The sequence below is a fragment of the Streptomyces sp. NPDC017943 genome, from assembly GCF_044328425.1.
Classification (GTDB): Bacteria; Actinomycetota; Actinomycetes; order Streptomycetales; family Streptomycetaceae; genus Streptomyces; species Streptomyces djakartensis_A.
Map to the genome: position 1 here is coordinate 708,802 of NZ_JBIRHH010000001.1, position 24,399 is coordinate 733,200.

The following is a 24,399-nucleotide window of genomic DNA, read 5'->3' on the forward strand; positions in this document are numbered from 1 at the left end:
TGGGTGGATGACCAGCGAGGTGGAACAGGCGCCGGGCGTGAGCGAGGCGCTCGGGTACGAGCAGGCGCGGGACGAGCTGATCGAGGTCGTCCGCCGTCTGGAGGCGGGCGGTACGACGCTGGAGGAGTCCCTGGCGCTGTGGGAGCGCGGCGAGGAGCTGGCCCGGGTGTGCCGGCGCTGGCTGGAGGGGGCGCGGGCCCGGCTGGACGCGGCGCTGGCGGACGAGGCCGCGGCCGACGAGGACGGCGCGTAGCGGGATCCCCGGTCGTCTCCGGTTTTCCGGACGGTGACGCACGACACCCCCCACTTAGTTGAATGTTGAACTTCATTGGCGTACTGTCGCAGACGTCAGCCGGTCCGGCTCCCGCCGGGCCCGACGTACGTCCCGAGAAGGTTCTCCATGTCTCTCGTTCTTGACCCCGCCGCCCAGGACCTCCTGTTCCGCGAGGCCCGCACCGCCAACGCGTTCACCGACGAGCCGGTGACCGACGAGCAGGTGAAGGCGATCTACGACCTGGTCAAGTACGGCCCGACCGCCTTCAACCAGACCCCGCTGCGCATCACCCTGGTCCGCTCCCCCGAGGCCCGTGAGCGCCTGGTCGCGCACATGTCCGAGGGCAACCGCGCCAAGACCGCGGCCGCCCCCCTGGTCGCGATCCTCGCCGCGGACAACGAGTTCCACGAGGAGCTGCCCCAGCTGTTCCCGGCCTTCCCCCAGGCCAAGGACGCCTTCTTCGCCGAGCGCCCCGTCCGTGAGGGCTCCGCCGCGATGAACGCCGCCCTCCAGGCCGCGTACTTCATCGTCGGCGTCCGCGCCGCCGGCCTCGCCGCCGGCCCGATGACCGGCTTCGACTTCGAGGGCGTGCGCAAGGAGTTCCTCGACGACGACCACACCCCGCTGATGGTCGTCAACATCGGCCGCCCGGGCCCGGACGCCTGGTACCCGCGCTCCCCGCGCCTGGAGTACGAGCAGGTCGTCACCACGGTCTGACCGGCACACGACGAAGGCCCCCGGTACGCACCGGGGGCCTTCGTCGTGTGCGATCGCGCGAGGGCCTTTCGCGTGTCCGGCGCGGCTACTTCGTCTCGAGCGCCTGCGCCATGCGCGTCAGCTGCCCGAACCCCGCGGTGCCCGTGACGACCGTCGTCGAGCCCTTGGTGCCCTCCAGCACCAGCGCGTCGTAGCGGCCGCCCTCGTAGCGGGTCCACGTCCTGCCGTCGATCGTCTGGGTCCGGCCGGTCTCCCGCGCCCCCTGCGTCGCCTCGTCCAGGAAGACGGGCCGGCGCTGAGTGGACTGCTCGACCGCCACGTACTCCCCGTCGGGGTCGTGGAACCCCAGGTGCCAGGCGTCGAAGTCGTCGCCCCGGAAGCGGACGGAGGTGGCCTTCCACGCGTCGGACAGGCCCTCGGGCGCGGCGACGGGGTAGGGGGCGGCGCGGCGGGCCGTGAGCAGCTCGACCCGGTAGTCGACGCGCTTGACGTCGGGTTCGCTCTCGTCGTGCGGGATGAAGAGGTAGATGAAGCCCGCCACGAGGACGATGACCCCGAGGGAGAGGATCATGTCGCGCGCCGTCTTCTGCTTGCCGTTCGTACCTGCCACGCCCCCTATCGTCGCAGGTGTCCGTCGCGCTCATCCGTGGGGGCCCCTGCTCATTCTGCGCGCCCGGATATAGAGTCGGGCGAACAACACCCTCATCCGGCCGTCGTCGTACAGAAAGGTGCGCTCCGATGACCGAGCATCATCACTTGCCGTCCGAACTCGATGTGCCCTCCGAGGCCCCCGACCGCAACCTCGCCCTGGAGCTGGTCCGGGTGACCGAGGCGGCGGCGATGGCCGCGGGCCGCTGGGTGGGACGCGGGGACAAGAACGGCGCCGACGGTGCCGCAGTGCGTGCCATGCGGACACTCGTCTCCACCGTCTCGATGAACGGCGTCGTCGTCATCGGTGAGGGCGAGAAGGACGAGGCGCCCATGCTGTTCAACGGCGAGCGCGTCGGGGACGGCACCGGGCCCGAGTGCGACATCGCCGTCGACCCGATCGACGGCACGACGCTGACCGCCAAGGGCATGACGAACGCGATCGCGGTGCTGGCCGCCGCCGAGCGCGGGTCGATGTTCGACCCGTCGGCCGTCTTCTACATGGACAAGCTCGTCACCGGGCCGGAGGCCGCCGACTTCGTCGACATCGACGCCCCGGTGTCGGTGAACATCCGCCGGGTCGCCAAGGCCAAGCGCTCCACGCCGGAGGACGTGACCGTCGTCATCCTGGACCGGCCGCGGCACGAGGGCATCATCAAGGAGATCCGCGACACCGGGGCGCGCATCAAGCTGATCTCCGACGGTGACGTGGCCGGCTCGATCCTGGCGCTGCGGGAGGGCACCGGGGTCGACCTGCTGCTCGGCATCGGTGGCACCCCCGAGGGCATCATCTCGGCGTGCGCCGTGAAGTGCCTCGGCGGCACCATCCAGGGCAAGCTGTGGCCCAAGGACGACGAGGAGCGGCAGCGGGCGATCGACGCGGGCCACGACCTCGACCGGGTGCTGACGACCGAGGACCTCGTCACCGGCGAGAACGTGTTCTTCGTGGCGACCGGCATCACGGACGGCGAGCTGCTGCGCGGGGTGCGCTACCGCGCCGAGACCGCGACGACCGACTCCATCGTGATGCGCTCGCGCTCGGGCACGGTCCGCAGGATCGATTCGGAGCACCGGCTGTCCAAGCTGCGCGCGTACAGCGCGATCGACTTCGACAAGGGCAAGTAGCGCCCATCGGGCGGACACGGCAAAGGGCGTCCCCGGTGCGGTGGGGACGCCCTTCTCCGTGGGCGTGCGGTCAGCCCGCCGCGGCTATCTGGTTCGCTGCGCGGGCCGTCTTCTTCAGCTCCATGTCGCGGCGGCGGCGCCGGGCCAGGACCACGCGGCGCTCCGCGGCGGTCAGACCGCCCCAGACGCCGTAGGGCTCGGGCTGGAGCAGGGCGTGCTCGCGGCATTCGACCATGACCGGACAGCGGGCGCAGACCCGCTTGGCCGCCTCCTCCCGGGACAGCCGGGCGGCGGTGGGCTCCTTGGAGGGGGCGAAGAACAGGCCGGCCTCGTCCCGCCGGCACACCGCCTCGGTGTGCCACGGGGCGTCCTGGTCCCTGTCTCGCGCCGGCACCCGCGGGGCCGGAACGGCAGCTACCTGCAGGGACGAATGCGGCGGTTGCAGCACGGTCTACTCCTGACGACGGCTTCGCGAGCGAGAGACGATGCAGCAAGGCCTACCCGCTGTACGCGCGCCTATGCACTGAGTTCCCAAGGGCTGCACGCGCCCCGTCCCGCGGGGCCGCGGACCGACCGCCGGCCGGGACCGGCCGGACTCGTGCACCCGGCCGATTCGCGATCGTCAATGGCCCAGATGCCTGCGCAAACCCTTGTCGACCTTGCGCTGCACCCGGTCCAGGATGTCCGCGACGAGCTTGCCGCGGCGGGTCCGCGCCTCGACGCTGCCCAGCACGGCCCACCCGTCGACGTAGACGATGGGGGCCTCCGGATCACCCGAGTCGAGGGTGGCCACCTCGAAGCTGCCGAGGACGCCGCCGCCCATGCCGCGCAGCGACACGTTCTCCGGGACGCGGATGTCGACGCTGCCGAAGACCGCCCACGACTTGATGACGACCTGCTGGTGGTCGTAGAGCGCCTCGCTCAGGTCGATCTCGACACTGCCGAAGATCGCGTACGCGTGGATCCGGCGGCCCGCGCGCCAGCGGCCCTTGCGGACCGCGCTGCTGAAGACCGCGACGACGTTGTCGTCCGGCTCGACCGGGATGGCACCGGCCGTCGGCCGGTGGGGAGCCGCGGCGTGGGCCGCCCCGGGGCCCCGGCCGTGGGCCGCGGGCAGGTCCCGGACGAAGACCTCCAGCTCGCCCACCGTCTTGGCGCGCAGCACCCCCTCGACGCGCTCGGCGTGCTCGTCCGCCGTGAGGCGGCCCTCGGCCAGGGCGTCGTGCAGGAGGTCGGCGATGCGGTCGCGCTCGGCGTCGGAGGCGCGCAGCTCGGAGGCGGCGGGCGCGGCCTGCTGCCGGGTGTCCGGCTTCTGTAGGTCCTGCTTCTGAAGGTCCACGGCAGCAGCGTACCGAAACACGATAGATCGCGACACCCCCCGGGAGCGCGGCCGGTGTGACGAACTGAGCCTTACCTCACAAGCTCGCCGTCCGCGGCAGGTTCTACGCTGGTTGGCGCTCGCCGATGGAGGCGGGCCGCCGTCCGTAGAGTGAGGAATGGGCTGAGATGCCTGAGTTCGCGTACACCGATCTGCTCCCCCAGGGAGAGGACACCACCCCCTACCGGCTGGTGACCTCCGAGGGCGTCTCGACGGTCGAGGGACCGGACGGGCGCACCTTCCTCCAGGTGGAGCCGGAGGCGCTGCGCAAGCTCGCCGAAGAGGCGATCCACGACATCCAGCACTACCTGCGCCCGGCCCACCTCGCGCAGCTGCGCCGCATCATCGACGACCCCGAGGCGTCGGGCAACGACAAGTTCGTGGCGCTGGACCTGCTGAAGAACGCCAACATCGCGGCGGCGGGCGTGCTGCCCATGTGCCAGGACACCGGCACGGCGATCGTCATGGGCAAGCGCGGGCAGAACGTGCTGACGCGGGGCCGCGACGAGGAGGCCCTGAGCCGCGGCATCTACGACGCCTACCGGAACCTCAACCTGCGCTACTCGCAGATGGCTCCGCTCACCATGTGGGAGGAGAAGAACACCGGCTCCAACCTCCCCGCCCAGATCGAGCTGTACGCGACCGACGGCGGCGCCTACAAGTTCCTGTTCATGGCCAAGGGCGGCGGCTCGGCCAACAAGTCGTTCCTGTACCAGGAGACCAAGGCCGTCCTGAACGAGTCCTCCATGATGAAGTTCCTGGAGGAGAAGATCCGCTCGCTGGGCACGGCGGCCTGCCCGCCCTACCACCTGGCGATCGTGGTCGGCGGCACGTCCGCCGAGTACGCCCTGAAGACCGCGAAGTACGCCTCCGCGCACTACCTGGACGAGATCCCCGCCGAGGGCTCCGAGCTCGGGCACGGCTTCCGCGACAAGGAGCTGGAGGAGAAGGTCTTCGAGCTGACGCAGAAGATCGGCATCGGCGCCCAGTTCGGCGGCAAGTACTTCTGCCACGACGTGCGCGTGGTGCGCCTGCCCCGGCACGGCGCGTCCTGCCCGGTGGCCATCGCGGTCTCCTGCTCCGCCGACCGCCAGGCCGTCGCCAAGATCACCGCCGAGGGCGTCTTCCTGGAGCAGCTGGAGACGGACCCGGCGCGGTTCCTGCCGGAGACCACCGACGAGCAGCTCGACGAGAGCGGCGACGTCGTGAGGATCGACCTGAACCAGCCGATGGAGACGATCCTCGCGGAGCTCACCAAGTACCCGGTGAAGACCCGCCTGTCCCTGACCGGCCCGCTGGTCGTGGCGCGCGACATCGCGCACGCCAAGATCAAGGAGCGACTGGACGCGGGCGAGGAGATGCCGCAGTACCTGAAGGACCACCCGGTGTACTACGCCGGCCCCGCCAAGACCCCCGAGGGCTACGCGTCGGGCTCCTTCGGCCCGACCACGGCCGGCCGGATGGACTCCTACGTGGAGCAGTTCCAGGCGGCGGGCGGCTCCAAGGTGATGCTGGCCAAGGGCAACCGCTCCCAGCAGGTCACCGACGCGTGCCACACGCACGGCGGCTTCTACCTGGGCTCCATCGGCGGCCCGGCCGCGCGCCTGGCCCAGGACTGCATCAAGAAGGTCGAGGTCGTCGAGTACGAGGAGCTCGGCATGGAGGCGGTCTGGAAGATCGAGGTCGAGGACTTCCCGGCGTTCATCGTCGTGGACGACAAGGGCAACGACTTCTTCCAGGACCCCGCCCCGGCGCCGACCTTCACCTCCATTCCGGTACGCGGTCCCGGACTCGCCTGACGCGGGCGGTGACGATTCGCCTCCACGGGGAACAGTGGTCGCGGCGCTGACGCTGTGACACGTGGAGGTGATCGTCGATGACCGACGAGCAGGACAGGACCGAGTACCGCACCGAGCACGACTCCATGGGCGAGGTGCGGGTGCCCGCCCACGCCAAGTGGCGGGCCCAGACCCAGCGGGCCGTGGAGAACTTCCCGGTCTCCGGGCAGCGCATCGAGCGCGCGCACATCGAGGCGCTGGCCCGCATCAAGGGCGCCGCGGCCAAGGTCAACGCGGAGCTGGGGGTCCTGGACGAGGACGTCGCGCAGGCGATCCAGGAGGCGGCCGGGGAGGTCGCCGAGGGCCGGTGGGACGAGCACTTCCCGGTCGACGTGTTCCAGACCGGGTCGGGGACCTCGTCGAACATGAACACCAACGAGGTCATCGCCACGCTGGCGAGCGAGCGGCTGGGCCGCGGCGTGCACCCGAACGACCACGTGAACGCCTCCCAGTCGTCCAACGACGTCTTCCCCTCCTCGATCCACATCGCGGCCACCGCGGCCGTGACGCGTGACCTGGTCCCGGCGCTGGAGCACCTCGCCGCCGCCCTGGAGCGCAAGGCGGCGGAGTTCGCCGATGTCGTGAAGTCGGGCCGGACGCATCTGATGGACGCCACGCCCGTGACGCTCGGCCAGGAGTTCGGCGGGTACGCGGCCCAGGTGCGCTACGGGGTCGAGCGGCTGCGGTCCTCCCTGCCCCGGCTCGCCGAACTGCCCCTCGGCGGTACGGCCGTCGGCACCGGCATCAACACCCCGCCCGGCTTCTCCGCCGCCGTCATCGAGGAGGTCGCCCGCACCACCGGGCTGCCCCTGACCGAGGCCCGCGACCACTTCGAGGCGCAGGGTGCCCGGGACGGCATCGTCGAGACCAGCGGCCAGCTGCGCACCATCGCGGTCGGCCTCACCAAGATCGCCAACGATCTGCGCTGGATGTCCTCCGGACCGCGCACCGGTCTCGCCGAGATCGCCCTGCCCGACCTCCAGCCCGGCTCCTCGATCATGCCCGGGAAGGTGAACCCGGTCATCCCCGAGGCCGTGCTGATGGTGTGCGCCCAGGTGATCGGGAACGACGCCACCGTCGCCACCGCGGGCGCCGCCGGCAACTTCGAGCTCAACGTGATGCTGCCGGTCATCGCGAAGAACGTGCTGGAGTCCGTCCGGCTGCTCGCCAACGTCTCGCGGCTGCTGGCCGACCGCACCGTGGACGGCATCACCGCGAACCGCGAACGGGCCCGCGAGTACGCCGAGTCCTCCCCCTCCGTCGTCACCCCGCTCAACAAGTACATCGGGTACGAGGAGGCCGCGAAGGTCGCCAAGAAGGCGCTGGCCGAACGGAGGACCATCCGTCAGGTCGTGCTCGACGGCGGCTACGTGGAGCGCGGCGACCTGACCGCGGAGCAGCTCGACGAGGCGCTGGACGTGCTGCGGATGACGCGGCCGTGACCGGAGCGGCGGATGTACGCCCGGCGCGTGAACCGTGACACGCGCCGCAGCGTCGTATGCCTACGGCACCTAATATCTGTGCATGGCGGACGGTGATGCGATGAGACGCGTGGAATCGGGTGGTGCGGCGGGCTTCTGGGCGCCGGGGGACCGGATCCTGTGGCGGTACCGGGAGAACGCGGGTCCGCACGTCCACATCGCCCGCCCCGTCACGGTGGTGCGCGACGACGCCGACCTGCTCGCCGTGTGGCTGGCGCCCGGCACCGAGTGCGTCAAGCCCGTGCTCGCCGACGGCACGCCCGTCCACCTGGAGCCCCTGCGCACGCGCTACACCAAGCCCCGCACCGTGCTGCGCGACCGCTGGTTCGGCACGGGCGTGCTGAAGCTGGCCCGCCCCGGTGAGCCCTGGTCGGTGTGGCTGTTCTGGGAGCCGGGCTGGACGTTCAAGAACTGGTACGTGAACCTGGAGGAGCCGCTGACCCGTTGGGCGGGCGGCGTGGACTCGGAGGACCATTTTCTGGACATCTCCGTGCACCCGGACCGCAGTTGGCACTGGCGCGACGAGGACGAGTTCGCCCAGGCCCGGCGGGACGGCCTGATGGACGACCGGCAGGCCGAGCGGGTACGCACGGCGGGTGAGGCCGCGGTGGATCTGATCCGCGCGTGGGGGCCGCCGTTCTCGGAAGGCTGGCAGCACTGGCGTCCGGACCCGTCCTGGCCGGTACCGTCACTGCCGGACGACTGGGATCGTACGCCCGCGCACGTGTCCTCATGAGACCCTTGATGCGCCCCCGGGCGGGAAACGTAGGATCGTCCTCCGCAAGAGCGCGGGTGACAACTACCGGAGCACGCGCTGAGCTTGACCGATCGTCACCGAGGGGCGGCAGGACGTGAGCGAGGGGTACGAGGGCGACACCGGCGGTACCTGGGCCGCGGGCCCCGCGAGCCGCGGGCGGCTCGCCGCCGGCACAGGAACCACCTCTGACCGCGCGGGAATTCCGTTCCTGGGGCACGTATTCCGGGTATCGGAGTTTCGGCGGGACCACCTGCACCTGTGGCGTGCAGCCCCGGACGGACGGATTCGACACGCGTGACGGAGCAGCCGACCTCCTTCGAACGCCCCCAGCCGGGCGTCGACCCCGCGGACCCCCGCGGGGCGCTCGTGCACACCCCGGCACCCGCGCACGCGCCCGGCGCGGGCACGTTACCGGTACAGGGCCGCCCCGGCGGCGACGTCACCGTTCCGGTCACGACGGCGCACCTGACGCCGGGCACGTCGGACCCGGGCACCTCCACGCCGTTCGGCAAGGGCAAGGACACCGTGAGCGACCCCGCCTCCGAGCACTCCCAGCCGGGTGCCGAGCAGACCGCCGAGCGCGACACCCCCCGGCCGCGGCCCGCCCCCGAGGGCATCCCACTCCAGCCGGCGGACGAGCAGGACCGGCCGCTTCCCGATGCCGGGTCGCAGGAGCGCCGCAGCGGCCAGACCCTGCCGCCCGGCCGCCCCACGCCGATGCGGCGGGACGGCGACCGGCTGCGGTTCGTCGGCGCCGCCACCCGGCGGATCGCCCGCGGCATCGACCTCGACGAGATCGTGATGGGGCTGTGCCGGGCCACCGTGCCCACCTTCTCCGACGCGATCCTGGTCTACCTGCGCGACCCGCTGCCCGTCGGTGACGAGCGGCCCACCGGTCCGCTGGTGCTGCGGCTGCGCCGCACCGACCGGATACCGGCGGAGCGCGACACCGAGAACGGCTTCCTGCCGGCCGCGCAGCCCGAGCCGAGCGAGCTGGACTCGGTCGGCGCCGAGCTGTGCGAGGTGCGGCCCGGCAGCGCGCTCGCCGAGGTGCTGCGCGGGGTGCGCCCGGTGTTCACCGAGGCGCCCGCCGCCCGCGCGGCCCTGCCGGAACTGCTCGGTGAGGGCGGGGAGTTCGCGCTGCCCGACGGGCAGCGCGCGATCCTGGCCCCCCTGCGGGGCCGGCGGCGGGTGATCGGCGCGGCCCTGTTCCTGCGCCGCCCCGAGCGCATCCCGTTCGAGCCGGACGACCTGCTGGTGGCCGCCCAGCTCGCCACGCACAGCGCCCTCGGCATCGACAAGGCGGTGCTGTACGGGCGCGAGGCGTACATCGCGGACGAGTTGCAGCGCACCATGCTGCCCGAGACGCTGCCCCGCCCGACGGGTGTGCGGCTGGCCTCCCGCTATCTGCCGGCCGCGGAGACGGCCCGGGTCGGCGGCGACTGGTACGACGCGATCCCGCTGCCGGGCAGCCGTGTCGCGCTGGTCGTGGGCGACGTGATGGGCCACTCCATGACGTCGGCGGCGATCATGGGCCAGCTGCGCACGACGGCCCAGACCCTCGCCGGCCTCGACCTGCCGCCGCAGGAGGTCCTGCACCACCTCGACGAGCAGGCCCAGCGCCTGGGTGTGGACCGCATGGCGACCTGCCTGTACGCCGTCTACGACCCGGTCGCGCACCGCATCACCATCGCCAACGCCGGTCATCCGCCGCCCGTCCTGCTCCACCTGGGCGGCCGGGCGGAGGTGCTGCGCGTGCCCGCCGGAGCCCCGATCGGCGTCGGCGGTGTCGACTTCGAGGCCGTGGAGCTGGACGCGCCCGCCGGCGCGACCCTGCTGCTCTACACCGACGGCCTGGTGGAGTCCCGGCTGCGGGACGTGTGGACCGGCATCGAGCAGCTGCGCGAGAAGCTCGCCGCGGTCGCGCAGCTCACCGGGCCGGACCATCCGCCGCCCCTGGAGGCGCTGTGCGACGAGGTGCTCGACATGCTCGGCCCGGGCGACCGGGACGACGACATCGCGCTGCTCGCCGCCCGCTTCGACGGGATCGCGCCCAGTGACGTGGCCTACTGGTTCCTGGAGCCGGAGGACGCCGCCCCCGGCCGGGCCCGCCGCCTGGCCCGCCGGGCGTTGCAGCGCTGGGGCCTGGAGGAACTGAGCGACTCGGTGGAGCTGCTGGTCAGCGAGGTCGTGACGAACGCCGTGCGGTACGCGTCCCGGCCGGTGACCCTGCGGCTGCTGCGTACGGACGTGCTGCGCTGCGAAGTGGGTGACGACGTCCCGCAGTTGCCGCGGTTGCGTCAGGCCCGCGCGACGGACGAGGGCGGGCGCGGCCTGTACCTGGTCAACCGGCTGGCCCGGCGCTGGGGCGCGACCCGGCTGAGCACCGGCAAGGTGGTCTGGTTCGAGCTGAACCGGGGCTGACCCGGGCACCCGCCCGCACGAACACGCCGAAGGGCGCCCGGCCTGTGCCGGGCGCCCTTCGCCGTCCTGCTCGTCGTCGTCCTGCTCGTCGCCGTCCTGCTCGTCGCCGTCCTACTCGTCGTCGTCCGGTCCGAGCGGCTCGAACGGGTCGCCGCCGTCGCCGGGCGGTGTCGTCGACGGGCTCGTGGGCGGGGTGGTCGTCGGTGCCGTGGTCGACGGGCTGGCGGGCGGCGAGCTGCTCGGCTTCTCGCTCGTCGGCGGCGGGGAGGACGACGGCTCCTCGGTCGTCGGCTCCTGCGTCGGTTCCTCGGTGGGCTCCTGCGTGGCCGATGGTGTCCTCGTCGGCTCCACGGCCGCGCCCTGCAGCGTCTCGAGGTCGAACGCGGTCGTCTGCCGCATCACGCCGAAGGTGTACGCGGCCCAGATCTGCGCCGGGAAGCCGCCGCCGTTGACGCGGGGCTGTCCGCCGGCCTTGTACATGGGGACCTGCTTGTACGGGGGCTTGTCGTCCTCGCCGAACAGTCCCACGGACGTGACCAGGTTGGGCGTGTAGCCGGTGAACCAGGCCGACTTGTTGTTGTCGGAGGTGCCCGTCTTGCCCGCGACCTGCTGGCCGTTGCGCTGCGGGTTGTCCCGTACGGACTTCTGGGCGGTGCCGTCGTCGACGACGCCGGTGAGCACGGAGGTGACCGTGTCGGCGGCCTTCCGGCTGATGACCTGCTCACCGACCGGATCGGGCATCTTCACCGTCCGGCGCAGGTGCTCGGCCGACTTCAGCACGGACGGGGTGACCTTCCTGCCGTGGTTGTCGAGGGTCGCGTAGACCCCGGCCATCTGCAGGGGGCTGGCGCCCATGCTGCCCAGGGTCTGGGCGGGCACGGGCTCCATGGTCTCGGTCTCCATGCCGAGTTCGCCCGCGATCTCGACCACCTCGGGCATGCCGACGTCGACGCCCATCTGCGCGAAGACGGAGTTGACGGACTTGTTCATGGCCGTCTGCACCGTGATCGGGCCGTAGTTCGCGTCGTCCTCGTTCTCCGGCGCGAAACCGACCTTGCTGCCGTCGCTGACCACCGGGCGCTTGCTCGTGCCGTCGTAGACGGTGTTCGCGGTGATCGGCTTGCCGTCCTGCGTCTTCGCGCCCTTCTCCAGGGCCGCGGCCAGGATGACCGGCTTGAACGTGGAGGCGGGCTGGTAGTCGGCGCGGGTGGCGTTGTTCACGTAGTGCTTGAAGTAGTCCTTGCCGCCGTACATGGCGACCACGGCGCCCGTCTTGGGGTTCACGGACACGGCACCGGCCTGGACGTCCGCGTCGACCTTGCGCTCGTCCGGATCCAGCTTGCTGTTCAGCTGCTGCCGGACCGACTTCTCCAGGGCCGCCTGCTTCTTCTTGTCGATGTTCAGCGTGAGGGTCCAGCCGCCGGCGTTGACCAGCGCCTCGGCCTCCTTGGCGCTGTCGGCGGCGCCCTCGGCGACCAGCTGCTTCTCCAGGGCCGCGTTGGCCGCGTTGACCAGGTAGCCCTTCTGGCCCTCCATGCCCGGGGCGGGCTTCGGGTCCTTCGGCACGGGGAAGGTCATGCCGTCGCGCTCGGAGCGGTCGAGCCAGCCCTCCTCGACCATGTTGTCCAGGACGTAGTTCCAGCGGGCCTTCACCAGCTTCCGGCCGGCCGGGGAGGCGACCGCCCAGTCGTACTGGCTGGGGGCCTGGAGCAGTGCGGCGAGGTAGGCGCCCTGCGCGACGGAGAGCTTCTCGGCGTCGGTGCGGTAGTAGGCCTGGGCGGCGGCCTGGATGCCGTAGGCGCCCCGGCCGTAGTAGCTGGTGTTGATGTACCCGGCGAGGATGTAGTCCTTGGACTTCTCGCGGTCCAGCTTCAGGGAGATGACCAGCTCCTTGAGCTTGCGGGAGACGGTCTGGTCCTGCGTCAGGTAGTAGTTTTTGACGTACTGCTGGGTGATCGTCGAGCCGCCCTGCGCGCCCCGTCCGGCCAGGGTGTTGAACAGGCCGCGGGCGGTGCCCCGGAAGTCGACGCCGGCGTCCTTGTAGAAGGTCTTGTTCTCGGCCGCCACGAAGGTCTGCCGCACGCCCTTGGGGACCCGCGACAGATCGACGTTCTCCCGGTTGACCTTGCCGTCGCGGGCCATGATCGTGCCGTCGCTGTACTTGTAGATGTTGCTCTGGCGCTTGGCGTCTGCGTTCCCCTCGGGGATGTCGATCACCATGTACAGCACGATGAAGGCCCCCATGCCGAGGAGGCACAGGCCGAGGAAGGTCCCGAGGATCTTCTTCCAGGTGAAGAGCCTGCGTATGCCGCTCTTGCCGGCCGCGTCCGACGAACGGCGGCGCCGGGGCGCCGCCCGGCGCCCACCGCGCTGTCGGGCGCGTCTCTCTTCCGCTCGTCCCATGGGTCCGATCCGCTCCGCTTCGTTCATGTGTGCGCGTGTGTCACACAGGTTCGCCGCTCAGGTCAGCTCAGAAAGCTAACACCGGGAGATATGAGATAGGGCTGCCGATCCGGCCCCAACCGGACGTGACAATCAGCACCCATCCCAACGGAACCGACGTACGAACCCTGTACGAGGTTGCCAGGAACGGTTAAAGTGATATCACTTAGCTAGACAGAAGCTATGCGGCCGCCGGCTGCTGGACACGGCTTCTTCCGAGAACGGGGGTTCACCCATGCCCACCCACGACACCCAGGTCACGGCCGACGTGCCCGAGATGCCCGCGCCGCGCGTGCGGGAGTTCGCGGCCCACAGCATCGGCGGCGGGCTCGCCCTGCTGCTGGGACTGCTCGGGCTGCTGGCCGGCGCCGGGCTGATCGCCGTCGCCACGGCCGCGGGCTCCTCCGGCGCGAAGGCCGCACTGATCGTCACCGGCATCCTGGTGGCGCTCGCCGCGTTCCTCGCCATGTGCGGGCTCAACATGGTCGCGCCGGGCGAGGCCCGGGTCGTGCAGCTCTTCGGCCGCTACCGGGGCACGATCCGCCAGGACGGTCTGCGGTGGGTGAACCCCTTCACCTCGCGCACCAAGATCTCCACGCGGGTGCGCAACCACGAGACCGCCGTGCTGAAGGTCAACGACGCCTACGGCAACCCGATCGAGCTCGCCGCCGTGGTGGTGTGGCGGGTCGAGGACACCGCCCAGGCCACGTTCGAGGTGGACGACTACGTCGAGTTCGTCTCCACCCAGACCGAGGCGGCCGTGCGGCACATCGCCATCGAGTACCCCTACGACGCCCACGAGGAGGACGGCCTCTCGCTGCGCGGCAACGCCGAGGAGATCACCGAGAAGCTCGCCGTCGAACTGCACGCGCGCGTGGAGGCGGCCGGCGTGCAGATCATCGAGTCCCGCTTCACCCACCTCGCCTACGCGCCCGAGATCGCCTCGGCGATGCTCCAGCGGCAGCAGGCCGGCGCGGTGGTCGCCGCCCGGCGGCAGATCGTCGACGGAGCCGTCGGAATGGTGGAGGCCGCGATCGCCCGCATCACCGAGCGGGACATCGTGGAGCTGGACTCCGAGCGCAAGGCGGCGATGGTGTCCAACCTCATGGTCGTGCTGTGCGGCGACCGCGCCGCCCAGCCGGTCCTCAACACCGGGTCCCTCTACCAGTGACCGTCCCCGACGAGAGCCCGGGTGCGCGCCGCCGGCCGCAGCAGCAGCGCAAGCAGGTGCTGCTGCGGCTGGACCCCGCGGTGTACGAGGCGCTGGCCCGGTGGGCCGGGGACGAGCTGCGGTCGGCCAACGCGCAGATCGAGTTCCTGCTGCGCAGGGCACTGGCCGAGGCGGGCCGGCTCCCCCGGGAGACCGGACCGCTGCCCCGGCGGGGGCGCCCACCGGGAAACCCGCCCGGCCCCCAGGGCGGACCGCCTGTTGCGGAACCGTGACAACGAGGTCCGACCTGCACTCCCGTACACCCCGCCATGCACTGCACACTCGGCGTATACATCGTGCGTATACACGCCGTGTACAGTCCTTCCCATGTCCATCGGTCACACCCTCCTGGGGCTCCTGGAGTCCGGCCCGCGCCACGGTTACGACCTCAAGCGGGCCTTCGACGAGAAGTTCGGTCACGACCGGCCGCTGCACTACGGCCAGGTCTACTCGACGATGTCCCGCCTGCTGAAGAACGGGCTCGTCCAGGTCGACGGCATCGAGGCCGGCGGCGGTCCCGAGCGCAAGCGGTACGCCATCACCGAGGCCGGCGTCACGGACGTCGAGCGCTGGCTCGCGACCCCCGAGAAGCCGGAGCCCTACCTCCAGTCGACCCTCTACACCAAGGTCGTCCTCGCGCTGCTCACCCGGCGCGACGCCGCCGACATCCTGGACACCCAGCGCTCGGAGCACCTGCGCAGCATGCGGATCCTCACCGACCGCAAGCGCAAGGGCGACCTGGCCGACCAGCTCATCTGCGACCACGCGCTGTTCCACCTGGAGGCGGACCTGCGCTGGCTGGAGCTGACCGCGGCGCGTCTGGACAGGCTCCGTGAGGCGGTGGCCCGATGACCGCTCCCGCCGGCTCGCTCCTCACCGCACACGACCTGCGCAAGACCTACGGCCCGACGACGGCGCTCGACGGCGCCGGGTTCTCCATCCACCCGGGCGAGGTCGTCGCCGTCATGGGCCCCTCGGGCTCGGGCAAGTCCACGCTGCTGCACTGCCTCGCCGGGATCGTGATGCCCGACTCGGGCTCCATCGCCTTCGACGGGCGCGAGGTGACCTCCATGAGCGACGCCGAGCGCAGTGCGCTGCGCCGCTCGGAGTTCGGCTTCGTCTTCCAGTTCGGGCAGCTGGTGCCGGAACTGACCTGCGTGGAGAACGTCGCCCTGCCGCTGCGGCTGGGCGGCAGGTCCCGCAAGGACGCCGAACGCACCGCGCTGGCCTGGATGGAGCGGCTGGAGGTGGACGACCTGCGCAAGAAGCGCCCGGGTGAGGTCTCCGGCGGCCAGGGGCAGCGGGTGGCCGTCGCCCGGGCGCTGGTCACCGACCCGCGGGTCGTCTTCGCCGACGAGCCGACCGGCGCGCTGGACTCCTACAACGGCGAGCGCGTCATGGAACTGCTCACCGACGCCGCCCGGTCCGCCAACGCGGCCGTGGTGCTGGTCACGCACGAGGCCCGGGTGGCCGCGTACTCCGACCGCGAGATCGTCGTGCGCGACGGGAAGTCACGGGACATGGAGCGCGTCGTATGAGCCTCGGGCAATGGCCCCGTGATCTGGCGATGGGCACCAGGTTCGCGTTCGCCGGCGGGCGTGAGGGCTGGACCCGGGCGGTGCTCACGGCCGTCGGCGTCGGGCTGGGGGTGGCGCTGCTGCTGCTCACCACCGCCCTCCCCAACGCGCTGGCGGAACGGCAGCGGCGCGACGAGGCCCGCAGCGACCACACGTACAGCCAGCCGAAGATACCGAAGGCCGACGACACGCTGATCGTCGTCGACGCGAACACCACCTTCCGCGACCTGGACGTACGCGGGCGGCTGCTGGAGGCGGAGGGCCCGAAGGCCGCGCCGCCCCCGGGCGTCGCAACGTTCCCGGCCCCGGGCGAGATGGTCGTCTCCCCCGCGCTGAAGGAGCTGCTGGCCTCCGACGGGGGCGAGCTGCTGCGCGAGCGGCTGCGGTACCGCATCGCGGGCACCATCGGCGAGCAGGGACTCATCGGGTCGCAGGAACTCGCCTACTACGCGGGCGGCGAGGGGCTCGCGCGGAAGATAGAGGGCTCCGCGCAGGGGGCCCGGATCGACGGCTTCGGCGACGACGGCCCGGCGCAGTCCGACCCCTGGGACCCGGTCCTGCTCCTGCTGGTCCTCGTCGTCTTCGTGGTGCTGCTGATGCCCGTCGCGGTGTTCATCGCCGCGGCCGTCCGGTTCGGCGGCGAACGGCGTGACCGCAGGCTGGCGGCGCTGCGTCTGGTGGGCTCCGACAGCCGGGCCACCCGGCGCATCGCCGCCGGCGAGGCCCTCGCCGGCTCCCTGCTGGGGCTCGTCCTGGGCACCGGCTTCTTCCTGGCCGGACGCCGGCTGGCCGCCTCCTTCGAGGTGTTCGGCGTCAGCGTCTTCCCCAGCTATCTGAACCCCTCCCCGCTGCTGGCCGTGCTGGTGGCGCTGGCGGTGCCCGCGGCCGCGGTGCTGGTGACCGTCCTCGCCCTGCGCGGGGTCGTCATCGAGCCGCTGGGCGTGGTGCGCACGGCCAGGCCCGCCCGGCGCCGGCTGTGGTGGCGGCTGCTGCTGCCGCTGGGCGGACTCGCGCTGCTCGCCCCGATGATGGGGCAGGGCGACGACGGGGGGCAGTTCAACCAGTACCTGGTCGTCGGCGGTGTGATGCTGCTGCTGGTCGGCGTCACGGCCCTGCTGCCGTGGGTGGTGGAGACGGTCGTCTCCCGGCTCGGCGCGGGCGGGGTCGCCTGGCAACTGGCCGTACGCCGGTTGCAGTTGAGCAGCGGTGCGGCGGCCCGCATGGTCAACGGCATCGCGGTCGCGGTGGCCGGGGCGATCGCGTTGCAGATGCTGTTCGCCGGGGTGGAGGGGTCGTACACCAAGGCGTCGGGGTACGACGTCTCCCGGGCCCAGATGAGCGTGGACGTGCCGGACGGCGCGGACCTCGCGGCCACCGTGCGGCAGTACCGCGACACCGAGGGCGTGCGCAAGGTCACCGCGCTCTCCGACGTCCATCTCGCCGACCGGCGCGGCGAGGAGGCCTCCTACGTCCAGGTCACCATCGCCGACTGCGCCTCCCTGCGCGAGGTGGCCACCCTGTCCTCCTGCCGCGACGGCGACGTCTTCGCGCTCCGGGGCGCGCGGGACGGTGAGGAGAGCGAGAAGGCGGCCCGGCCCGGCGCCGAGCTCTGGGTGGACCCGAGCGGCACCGCCCGCCCCGGTGACGACTGGTTCTCCTGGACCCTGCCGCGGGACCTGCGGACGGCCGAGTCCCGCGAGGACCCCACGGGCTACGAACGCGGCGGCGTCCTGCTCACGCCCGGCGCCCTGCCCGGCAAGCTCGCGGCGTACGCCTCCTCCCGGCTCTTCCTGAGCCTGGACCCCTCGGTGCCCGACGCGCACGACCACGTGCGCAACACGGCCGCGCGGCTGGATCCGACGTCGGATCCGATGACCTGGCAGAGCGTCGAGCGCAACGAGCGCTACGCGACGATCCGCACGGGTCTGTCGGTCGGAGCCGCGGCGGTGCTGGCGCTGATCGGGGCGAGCCTGCTGGTGTCGCAGCTGGAGCAGCTGCGTGAGCGGCGCAAGCTGCTGTCGTCGCTGGTCGCGTTCGGCACCCGGCGCCGCACCCTCGGCCTGTCGGTGCTGTGGCAGTCGGCCGTGCCGATCGGGCTGGGCCTGCTGCTCGCCGCGACGGTGGGCATGGCCCTGGGCGCCGTCCTGCTGCGCATGACCGCCACGGCGGTCCGGGTGGACTGGGCGAGCGTGCTGACGATGACCGGCATCGGGGCGGGCGTGGTGCTCGCGGTGACGCTGCTGAGCCTGCCGCCGCTGCTGAAGCTGACGCGGCCGGACGGACTGCGCACCGAGTAGCGCACCGGACGCGCCGTCAGGCGCCCTGCTCCAGGACGCGTACGGGCAGCGGCCGCAGCGCCTGCCGCAGGGCCGCCGCCAGCTCCTCGTACTCCGCGCCGCGCGCGGCCCCCGTCCGCATCGCCAGGGCGACCCGGCGGGTGGGGGCCGGCTCGGCGAAGGACCCGGTGAGGAGCTGGCTGCTGCGTGAGATCTCCACCTTCAGGGCGGTGCGCGGCAGCAGGGTCACACCGAGGCCGCCGGCCACCAGCTGCACCAGCGTGGACAGTCCGGCGGCCGTGGTGGTGACGGGGGCGTCCTCCCGGCCGGCCTCCCGGCAGATGTCGAGGGCCTGGTCGCGCAGGCAGTGGCCCTCGTCCAGCAGGAGCAGGCGCAGCTCGCGCAGTGCCTCGCGCGGGATGCCCTCCCGGCCGCCGAGCCGGTGGTCGAGCGGGGTGACGAGCACGAAGTCCTCGTCGAACAGGGGCAGTTCGGTCACGCCGGGCACGCCCAGGGGCACGGCGAGCAGCAGCAGGTCCAGCCGCCCGCCGGCGAGCCCGTCGAGCAGGTTGGCGGTCTGCTCCTCGTGCACCTGGAGGTCGAGGTCCGGGTAGCGCTCGTGGACCAGCCGCAGGACGGTCGGCAGCAGATAGGGCGCCACCGTCGGGATGACCCCCAGCCGCAGCACCCCGGTGAAGGGGGCGCGGGTCGCCTCGGCCTCCTCCATGAGCGACTCCACCTCGCCGAGCACCGCCTTGGCCCGTGCGGCGATCCGCTCGCCCTCGGGCGAGAGCAGCACCTTGCGCGTCGTACGCTCGAGGAGCGTCACTCCGAGTGTCTCCTCCAGGGCCGACACGGCACCGGACAGCGCGGGCTGACTCATCCCGATCGCGGCCGCGGCGTCCCGGAAGTGCAGGTGCTCGGCGACGGCCGCGAAGGCCCGCAGCTGCGCCAGGCTCGGCTGCCTGCGCTTACTACCCACGGTCACTGATAACTACCTCCGATCAACCCGACCGAGTGTAGCTATTTCCCTAATCAATCGACGCTGTGCCAACATCAACACCGTCCAACCCATGGGAAACACCCGCAATCCGGGTGTTTCTTCGCTGCAAGGAGAGCGTGTGCTCACTGTCGGTGACAAGTTCCCCGAGTTCGACCTGACCGCCTGCGTCTCGCTGGAGAAGGGCAAGGAGTTCCAGCAGATCAACCACAAGACCTACGAGGGTCAGTGGAAGGTCATCTTCGCGTGGCCCAAGGACTTCACCTTCGTGTGCCCGACCGAGATCGCCGCCTTCGGCAAGCTGAACGACGAGTTCGCCGACCGCGACGCCCAGGTCCTCGGCTTCTCCGGCGACTCCGAGTTCGTCCACCACGCCTGGCGCAAGGACCACGACGACCTGCGCGACCTGCCCTTCCCGATGATGGCCGACTCCAAGCACGAGCTGATGCGCGAGCTGGGCATCGAGGGCGAGGACGGCTTCGCCAAGCGCGCGGTGTTCATCGTGGACCAGAACAACGAGATCCAGTTCTCCATGGTGACCGCGGGCTCCGTCGGCCGTAACCCCAAGGAGGTCCTGCGGGTCCTGGACGCCCTCCAGACGGACGAGCTGTGCCCCTGCAACTGGTCCAAGGGCGACGAGACCCTGGACCCGGTCGCGCTGCTCTCCGGGGAGTGATCTGACATGTCCCTCGACGCACTGAAGTCCGCCATACCGGACTACGCCAAGGACCTGAAGCTCAACCTGGGTTCGGTCATCGGCAACTCCGACCTCCCGGCCCAGCAGCTGTGGGGCACGGTCCTGTCGACGGCGATCGCCTCGCGCTCCCCGATCGTGCTGCGCGAGCTGGAGCCGGAGGCCAAGGCCAACCTGTCGCCGGAGGCGTACACGGCCGCCAAGGCCGCCGCCGCGGTGATGGCGATGAACAACGTCTTCTACCGCACGCGCCACCTGCTGTCGGACCACGAGTACGGCAGCCTGCGCGCGGGCCTGCGGATGAACGTCATCGGCAACCCGGGCGTCGACAAGGTCGACTTCGAGCTGTGGTCCTTCGCCGTCTCCGCCATCAACGGCTGCGGCATGTGCCTCGACTCGCACGAGCAGGTCCTGCGCAAGGCGGGCCTGGACCGTGAGGTCGTCCAGGAGGCGTTCAAGATCGCTTCCGTGATCCAGGCGGTCGGCGTCACGCTGGACGCCGAGGCGGTCCTGGCCGAGTAGTCCCCGGCCGCCGGCCGGTCATGGCAGGGCCCCGTCCACCATCGGTGGACGGGGCCCTGTCGCGTCGTCGCGTCACTCCGCCGGGGGCTCGGCCGGGGCGGGCTCCGCGCTCACCGCCGTGGCCCCCCGCGGCGGCACGGCCTGCCGCACCGCGGCCTTGCGGGAGTACGACCGCAGATACCCGGCGACCGTGTTCGTCACGGCGACCAGCGGCACCGCGACCACGGCCCCGCCGATCCCGGCCACCATGCCGCCGCAGGCCACCGCCAGCACCACCGCGAGCGGGTGCACCCGCACGGCCCGTCCCAGGATGAACGGCTGGAGGATGTGCCCCTCGATCTGCTGGACCGCCAGCACCACCACCAGCGTCATGACGGCCGTGAACACGCCCTGCGTGACCAGCGCGACGACCACCGCCAGCGCCCCGGACACCACCGCGCCCACCAGTGGGATGAACGCGAACAGGAAGATGAACACCGCCAGCGGCACGGCCATCGGCACGTCCAGGAAGTAGATGCCGAGCCCGATGAAGATGGCGTCGATCAGGGCGACGATCACCGTGCCCCGCACGTACGCCGTCAGCGTCCGCCAGGCCGCCGGGCCCGCCCCGGCCACGCCCGGGCGCGCCGCCGCCGGCACCAGCTTCAGGCTCCACTGCCAGATCCGCTTGCCGTCGTAGAGCAGGAAGAGGGTGCAGAAGACGGCCAGCAGGATCCCGGTCAGCGCCTCGACGACCACCGTGACGCCTTCCAGCCCGGCCGAGGTGATCTGGTCGGTGTTGGCGCCGACCGCCTCGCGCAGGTTCGCGGCGATCTCGTTGATCTGTTTGTCGGTGACGTGGAAGGGGCTGTTCAGCAGCCAGTTCCGCAACTCGTCGATGCCGTCCTGGATCTGGCTGGAGAGGTCGTCGATGTTCTCCATGACCTGCCAGGTCACGAACCAGCCGATGAGGCCCATCACGACGAACCCGAGGATCGCGGTGAGGGCGGTGGCCGGGCCACGCGGCACCCCGTGCCGGCGCAGCCGCGCCACGGTCGGCTGGAGCAGGGCCGTGATGAGCAGCGCGATGACGAAGGACAGCACCACGAGCTGGACGGCGCTGATGACCCGCATCAGCACCCAGAGGGTGCCGGCCAGGACGAGCAGCCGCCAGCCGGCCTCGGCGGCGACCCGTACCCCCCAGGGCACGGCGAGCGCGGGGTCGGGCCGGGGGGCGACGTCGGGTGCGTAGTCCGGGGGCGGCGGGACGTGTTCGTAGACCCGTACGCCGGACTCGTCGTCCTCACGCCGGCGTTCGGCTTCGGCGCGGCGCTCGTTGTACCGCTCGCTGATCTCGGTCAGCCCGGCACCGACCCGGCCGAGCCACCCTGGCACTCGCGACATGATCCGTCCTCTTCCCCCGTCTGTCCGCACCACTCCCCCGGAGGAGGTGTCCGCGTCCGACCGTACATGGCGCGAGCCCCGCACCGGACGACGGTGCGGGGCTCGTGCTCAGGATCGGTTCGGCCCGGGGGCCGGCCGGCTCAGTACCAGTGGTTGGCCTGCCAGAACGACCAGGCGTCACACGGACTGCCGTAGCGCTCGTTCATGTAGTTCAGGCCCCACTTGATCTGGGTGGCCGGGTTGGTCTGCCAGTCCGCGCCGGCGGACGACATCTTGGAACCGGGCAGCGCCTGGAACATGCCGTAGGCCCCGGACGAGGGGTTGACCGCCTTGTAGTTCCAGTCGGACTCGTGGTCCACGATGTTGCTGAAGCACTGGAACTGGCCCGCCGGCACCATCTGCCGCGCCATCGCCTGGATCTGGGCGATGGAGTAGGAGCTGGCGACGGGGAAGTCGGAGATGTCCTTGGAGCGGCTCGCGGTCTTCTTGACCTCCGCGCGCTCCTTGGCGGCCTTCTCGGCCTCGGCTGCCTTCTCGGCGGCCTGCTTCTTGGCGATGGCCGTCTCGGCGGCGGCCTTGCGGGCGGCCTCCTCGGCGTCCTTCTTCGCGCTCGCGTCCGCGGCGATGGCCTGGACATCGGCCTGCTGCGTCAGGGAAGCGGTCTGCACCTGGGCCTGCTGGCCCGCGGGGATGTCCGCGAGCAGCGTGGTGCCGCTTGCCGTCGCTTCGGCGTCGTTGTTCTGCGCGGTGCTGCCCGAGGCAACGCCGACGACGCTTCCGACAGCGGTGACCGCGGTGGCCGAGGCCACTGCGAGTCCCCGGACCGAGATCCGGCTCACACGGTTTCCTTCCAGCATCGCCCGCTTCGGTGACCCTCGCGGACGCAATCGTGCCCCTGGCGCTGGCCTCCCCAACTGCGGGTCACGGGAGGCGCGGACCCGGTGGGCAACTCCCACGAAGGGAGCGCCGCGTGGTGCTCGGGCGGCATACGACATCGCTATGGAGTTGGCGTGGTGCTCGGGTGGCGCTGTACCGCTGGGGGTACGCCTGAGTCGTATGCGGGGCCTGACAGGAGTGAGACTCTGCCGTAACCCGACGGCGCGAGGCAATTCCGAGTTGCGTGTGAAAGCTCACATCTCGTTTGGCGCGGGAAATTCACAGGAACGGCCCCACGCGAAGGCGCCGCCCGGCTAGGCTCTTCGCCTTTCCGGACGGCGCCAACTCCTGAGCAATCGCCCCCGCTTGGGGCGCTTGGTCAGACTTGCCCGTCTTCGAGCATTTCGGTCACAAGGGCGGCGATCTGCGACCGCTCGGACCGGGTGAGGGTCACGTGCGCGAAGAGCGGATGGCCCTTCAGCTTCTCCACGACGGCGACGACACCGTCGTAGCGGCCGACCCTCAGGTTGTCCCGCTGGGCCACGTCATGGGTGAGGACCACCCGCGAGTTGGCCCCGATACGGGACAGCACGGTGAGCAGGACGTTCCGCTCCAGCGACTGGGCCTCGTCCACGATGACGAACGCGTCGTGGAGGGAACGGCCGCGGATGTGGGTGAGCGGCAGCACCTCCAGCATGCCGCGCGCGGTGACCTCCTCGATGACCTCGCGGCTGGTGACGGCCGACAGTGTGTCGAACACCGCCTGCGCCCAAGGGCTCATCTTCTCGGCCTCGGAGCCGGGCAGATAGCCGAGCTCCTGCCCGCCGACCGCGTAGAGCGGACGGAAGACCATCACCTTCTGGTGCTGACGCCGCTCCAGCACGGCCTCCAGGCCCGCGCACAGCGCGAGCGCCGACTTGCCGGTGCCGGCCCGGCCGCCCATGGACACGATCCCCACGTCCGGATCGAGCAGCAGGTCGAGAGCGATGCGCTGCTCGGCGCTGCGGCCCTTGATGCCGAACACCTCACGGTCGCCGCGCACGACCCGGACATTGCCGTCCGGGGTGACCCGGCCCAGCGCCTTGCCGCGCTCGGACTGGATGACCAGGCCGGTGTGCACGGGCAGTTCGGCGGCCGCCGGGACGTGGACGCGGCCCTCCTCGAAGAGGATGTCCACCTGCTCGCCGGACAGGGTCAGTTCGGACATGCCGGTCCAGCCGGAGGCGTCCGTGATGGCGAGTTCCGCGCGGTACTCCTCGGCGAGGAGCCCGACGGAGGACGCCTTGATCCTGAGCGGGAGGTCCTTGGACACGACGGTGACGTCGAACCCCTCGGCCTGCAGGTTGCGGGCGACCGCGAGGATGCGGGAGTCGTTGTCCCCCAGGCGGTAGCCGCTGGGCAGCACGCTGGGGTCCGAGTGGTTGAGCTCGACACGGACGGTCCCGCCGAGATCCCCGATCGGGATGGGGGCGTCGAGGCGACCGTGCCGGATCCGGAACTCGTCGAGCAGGCGCAGGGCCTGCCGGGCGAAGTAGCCGAGTTCGGGGTGGTGCCGCTTGGCCTCCAGCTCCGTCACCACGACGATGGGGAGCACGACCTCGTGCTCGTCGAAGCGGCTCAGGGCGTTCGGATCGGCCAGCAGGACGCTGGTGTCGAGAACATAGGTGCGCCGGTCGGGCTTGTGGCGCTTTGTGCTGGTCACCACGGAAGGACGTACCCCCTCGGATGAGGTCGGGGAGCGACGGTATGGAGCTGGACCGGTCGTCGGCCGCCCTGC

Annotated in this window: 22 protein-coding genes; 14 read left to right on the forward strand and 8 right to left on the reverse strand. The window is 71.4% G+C overall.

From position 1 onward, the window contains the following. Window positions 1-7: 7 nt before the first annotated feature. Together ACH4C6_RS03085 and ACH4C6_RS03090 are read left to right on the forward strand one after the other, a co-directional pair. Complete coding sequence (locus ACH4C6_RS03085; protein ID WP_398106769.1) at window positions 8-253, forward strand: exodeoxyribonuclease VII small subunit; 246 nt, start codon at window positions 8-10, stop codon at window positions 251-253. 147 nt (window positions 254-400) lie between these two features. After that, window positions 401-991, forward strand: a complete 591-nt coding sequence (locus ACH4C6_RS03090) for a malonic semialdehyde reductase (protein WP_398106770.1) — start codon at window positions 401-403, stop codon at window positions 989-991. 85 nt (window positions 992-1,076) lie between these two features. On the opposite strand, the gene ACH4C6_RS03095 is transcribed toward ACH4C6_RS03090, so the two are convergent. Continuing rightward, a complete protein-coding gene (locus ACH4C6_RS03095; RefSeq protein ID WP_398106771.1) occupies window positions 1,077-1,601 on the reverse strand; it encodes a DUF4245 domain-containing protein in 525 nt (174 codons plus the stop codon). 128 nt (window positions 1,602-1,729) lie between these two features. On the opposite strand from ACH4C6_RS03095, the gene glpX reads away from it, so the two are divergent. Continuing rightward, window positions 1,730-2,764 (forward strand): class II fructose-bisphosphatase, encoded by a 1,035-nt coding sequence (glpX, locus tag ACH4C6_RS03100; RefSeq protein WP_333932393.1) that lies wholly within the window; start codon window positions 1,730-1,732, stop codon window positions 2,762-2,764. A gap of 70 nt (window positions 2,765-2,834) precedes the next feature. On the opposite strand, the gene ACH4C6_RS03105 is transcribed toward glpX, so the two are convergent. Both ACH4C6_RS03105 and ACH4C6_RS03110 read right to left on the reverse strand, forming a co-directional pair. Continuing rightward, window positions 2,835-3,212 (reverse strand): WhiB family transcriptional regulator, encoded by a 378-nt coding sequence (locus ACH4C6_RS03105; RefSeq protein ID WP_369197122.1) that lies wholly within the window; start codon window positions 3,210-3,212, stop codon window positions 2,835-2,837. 174 nt (window positions 3,213-3,386) lie between these two features. Then, the gene (locus ACH4C6_RS03110) at window positions 3,387-4,103 is read right to left on the reverse strand and encodes a DUF1707 domain-containing protein (RefSeq protein WP_398106772.1); all 717 of its coding nucleotides are present in this window, start codon (window positions 4,101-4,103) and stop codon (window positions 3,387-3,389) included. A 167-nt stretch (window positions 4,104-4,270) separates the two neighbouring features. Between ACH4C6_RS03110 and ACH4C6_RS03115 the strand changes: the two genes are divergently transcribed. The 4 genes from ACH4C6_RS03115 to ACH4C6_RS03130 all read left to right on the forward strand — a co-directional run bounded on the left by ACH4C6_RS03115 (window position 4,271) and on the right by ACH4C6_RS03130 (window position 10,642). Beyond that, window positions 4,271-5,941 carry a fumarate hydratase gene (locus tag ACH4C6_RS03115; protein WP_398106773.1) on the forward strand — a complete coding sequence of 557 codons (1,671 nt, stop codon included), beginning with the start codon at window positions 4,271-4,273 and terminating at the stop codon, window positions 5,939-5,941. Between the two features lie 77 nt (window positions 5,942-6,018). Continuing rightward, a complete protein-coding gene (locus ACH4C6_RS03120) occupies window positions 6,019-7,422 on the forward strand; it encodes a class II fumarate hydratase (protein ID WP_398106774.1) in 1,404 nt (467 codons plus the stop codon). 82 nt (window positions 7,423-7,504) lie between these two features. Then, window positions 7,505-8,197 carry a DUF402 domain-containing protein gene (locus tag ACH4C6_RS03125; RefSeq protein WP_398106775.1) on the forward strand — a complete coding sequence of 231 codons (693 nt, stop codon included), beginning with the start codon at window positions 7,505-7,507 and terminating at the stop codon, window positions 8,195-8,197. Window positions 8,198-8,512: 315 nt separating this feature from the next. Continuing rightward, window positions 8,513-10,642 carry a SpoIIE family protein phosphatase gene (locus tag ACH4C6_RS03130; protein WP_398106776.1) on the forward strand — a complete coding sequence of 710 codons (2,130 nt, stop codon included), beginning with the start codon at window positions 8,513-8,515 and terminating at the stop codon, window positions 10,640-10,642. Between the two features lie 111 nt (window positions 10,643-10,753). Here ACH4C6_RS03130 and ACH4C6_RS03135 read toward each other — a convergent pair whose 3' ends face one another. Beyond that, window positions 10,754-13,045: a transglycosylase domain-containing protein gene (locus ACH4C6_RS03135; protein ID WP_398106777.1), complete on the reverse strand. Its 2,292-nt coding sequence runs from the start codon at window positions 13,043-13,045 to the stop codon at window positions 10,754-10,756. 274 nt (window positions 13,046-13,319) lie between these two features. On the opposite strand from ACH4C6_RS03135, the gene ACH4C6_RS03140 reads away from it, so the two are divergent. The 5 genes from ACH4C6_RS03140 (at window position 13,320) to ACH4C6_RS03160 (ending at window position 18,168) form a co-directional block, all read left to right on the forward strand. Further along, window positions 13,320-14,255 carry an SPFH domain-containing protein gene (locus tag ACH4C6_RS03140; protein ID WP_398106778.1) on the forward strand — a complete coding sequence of 312 codons (936 nt, stop codon included), beginning with the start codon at window positions 13,320-13,322 and terminating at the stop codon, window positions 14,253-14,255. Next, a complete protein-coding gene (locus ACH4C6_RS03145; RefSeq protein ID WP_398106779.1) occupies window positions 14,252-14,527 on the forward strand; it encodes a hypothetical protein in 276 nt (91 codons plus the stop codon). Before ACH4C6_RS03140 ends, ACH4C6_RS03145 begins: the two co-directional genes overlap by 4 nt. 94 nt (window positions 14,528-14,621) lie before the next feature. After that, a complete protein-coding gene (locus ACH4C6_RS03150) occupies window positions 14,622-15,146 on the forward strand; it encodes a PadR family transcriptional regulator (protein WP_398106780.1) in 525 nt (174 codons plus the stop codon). Then, complete coding sequence (locus ACH4C6_RS03155) at window positions 15,143-15,832, forward strand: ABC transporter ATP-binding protein (RefSeq protein ID WP_398106781.1); 690 nt, start codon at window positions 15,143-15,145, stop codon at window positions 15,830-15,832. Before ACH4C6_RS03150 ends, ACH4C6_RS03155 begins: the two co-directional genes overlap by 4 nt. Further along, window positions 15,829-18,168: an ABC transporter permease gene (locus ACH4C6_RS03160; protein ID WP_398106782.1), complete on the forward strand. Its 2,340-nt coding sequence runs from the start codon at window positions 15,829-15,831 to the stop codon at window positions 18,166-18,168. The genes ACH4C6_RS03155 and ACH4C6_RS03160 overlap by 4 nt, the downstream gene beginning before the upstream one ends. Before the next feature lie 16 nt (window positions 18,169-18,184). On the opposite strand, the gene ACH4C6_RS03165 is transcribed toward ACH4C6_RS03160, so the two are convergent. After that, entirely contained in the window at window positions 18,185-19,129 is a 945-nt protein-coding gene (locus ACH4C6_RS03165) for a LysR substrate-binding domain-containing protein (RefSeq protein WP_398107116.1), read from the reverse strand. A gap of 139 nt (window positions 19,130-19,268) precedes the next feature. Between ACH4C6_RS03165 and ACH4C6_RS03170 the strand changes: the two genes are divergently transcribed. Continuing rightward, window positions 19,269-19,823, forward strand: coding sequence for a peroxiredoxin (locus ACH4C6_RS03170; protein WP_363117046.1), 555 nt, complete (start codon window positions 19,269-19,271; stop codon window positions 19,821-19,823). A gap of 6 nt (window positions 19,824-19,829) precedes the next feature. Further along, the gene (locus tag ACH4C6_RS03175; RefSeq protein WP_381427571.1) at window positions 19,830-20,363 is read left to right on the forward strand and encodes an alkyl hydroperoxide reductase; all 534 of its coding nucleotides are present in this window, start codon (window positions 19,830-19,832) and stop codon (window positions 20,361-20,363) included. Window positions 20,364-20,435: 72 nt separating this feature from the next. On the opposite strand, the gene ACH4C6_RS03180 is transcribed toward ACH4C6_RS03175, so the two are convergent. The 3 genes from ACH4C6_RS03180 to ACH4C6_RS03190 all read right to left on the reverse strand — a co-directional run bounded on the left by ACH4C6_RS03180 (window position 20,436) and on the right by ACH4C6_RS03190 (window position 24,327). Next, window positions 20,436-21,746: an AI-2E family transporter gene (locus ACH4C6_RS03180; RefSeq protein WP_398106783.1), complete on the reverse strand. Its 1,311-nt coding sequence runs from the start codon at window positions 21,744-21,746 to the stop codon at window positions 20,436-20,438. A gap of 140 nt (window positions 21,747-21,886) precedes the next feature. Further along, entirely contained in the window at window positions 21,887-22,585 is a 699-nt protein-coding gene (locus ACH4C6_RS03185; RefSeq protein WP_398106784.1) for a transglycosylase SLT domain-containing protein, read from the reverse strand. 416 nt (window positions 22,586-23,001) lie between these two features. Continuing rightward, window positions 23,002-24,327 carry a PhoH family protein gene (locus ACH4C6_RS03190; RefSeq protein WP_398106785.1) on the reverse strand — a complete coding sequence of 442 codons (1,326 nt, stop codon included), beginning with the start codon at window positions 24,325-24,327 and terminating at the stop codon, window positions 23,002-23,004. Between the last annotated feature and the right edge of the window lie 72 nt (window positions 24,328-24,399).

Excerpts from the sequence above, each read along its gene's own strand:
- ACH4C6_RS03180 (WP_398106783.1), bottom strand. The coding sequence starts at position 21,746 with ATGTCGCGAGTGCCAGGGTGGCTCGGCCGGGTCGGTGCCGGGCTGACC.
- ACH4C6_RS03090 (WP_398106770.1), top strand. The coding sequence starts at position 401 with ATGTCTCTCGTTCTTGACCCCGCCGCCCAGGACCTCCTGTTCCGCGAG.
- ACH4C6_RS03125 (WP_398106775.1), top strand. The coding sequence starts at position 7,505 with ATGGCGGACGGTGATGCGATGAGACGCGTGGAATCGGGTGGTGCGGCG.
- ACH4C6_RS03085 (WP_398106769.1), top strand. The coding sequence starts at position 8 with ATGACCAGCGAGGTGGAACAGGCGCCGGGCGTGAGCGAGGCGCTCGGG.
- ACH4C6_RS03155 (WP_398106781.1), top strand. The coding sequence starts at position 15,143 with ATGACCGCTCCCGCCGGCTCGCTCCTCACCGCACACGACCTGCGCAAG.
- ACH4C6_RS03120 (WP_398106774.1), top strand. The coding sequence starts at position 6,019 with ATGACCGACGAGCAGGACAGGACCGAGTACCGCACCGAGCACGACTCC.
- ACH4C6_RS03150 (WP_398106780.1), top strand. The coding sequence starts at position 14,622 with ATGTCCATCGGTCACACCCTCCTGGGGCTCCTGGAGTCCGGCCCGCGC.
- ACH4C6_RS03175 (WP_381427571.1), top strand. The coding sequence starts at position 19,830 with ATGTCCCTCGACGCACTGAAGTCCGCCATACCGGACTACGCCAAGGAC.
- ACH4C6_RS03115 (WP_398106773.1), top strand. The coding sequence starts at position 4,271 with ATGCCTGAGTTCGCGTACACCGATCTGCTCCCCCAGGGAGAGGACACC.
- ACH4C6_RS03140 (WP_398106778.1), top strand. The coding sequence starts at position 13,320 with ATGCCCACCCACGACACCCAGGTCACGGCCGACGTGCCCGAGATGCCC.
- glpX (WP_333932393.1), top strand. The coding sequence starts at position 1,730 with ATGACCGAGCATCATCACTTGCCGTCCGAACTCGATGTGCCCTCCGAG.
- ACH4C6_RS03135 (WP_398106777.1), bottom strand. The coding sequence starts at position 13,045 with ATGGGACGAGCGGAAGAGAGACGCGCCCGACAGCGCGGTGGGCGCCGG.
- ACH4C6_RS03160 (WP_398106782.1), top strand. The coding sequence starts at position 15,829 with ATGAGCCTCGGGCAATGGCCCCGTGATCTGGCGATGGGCACCAGGTTC.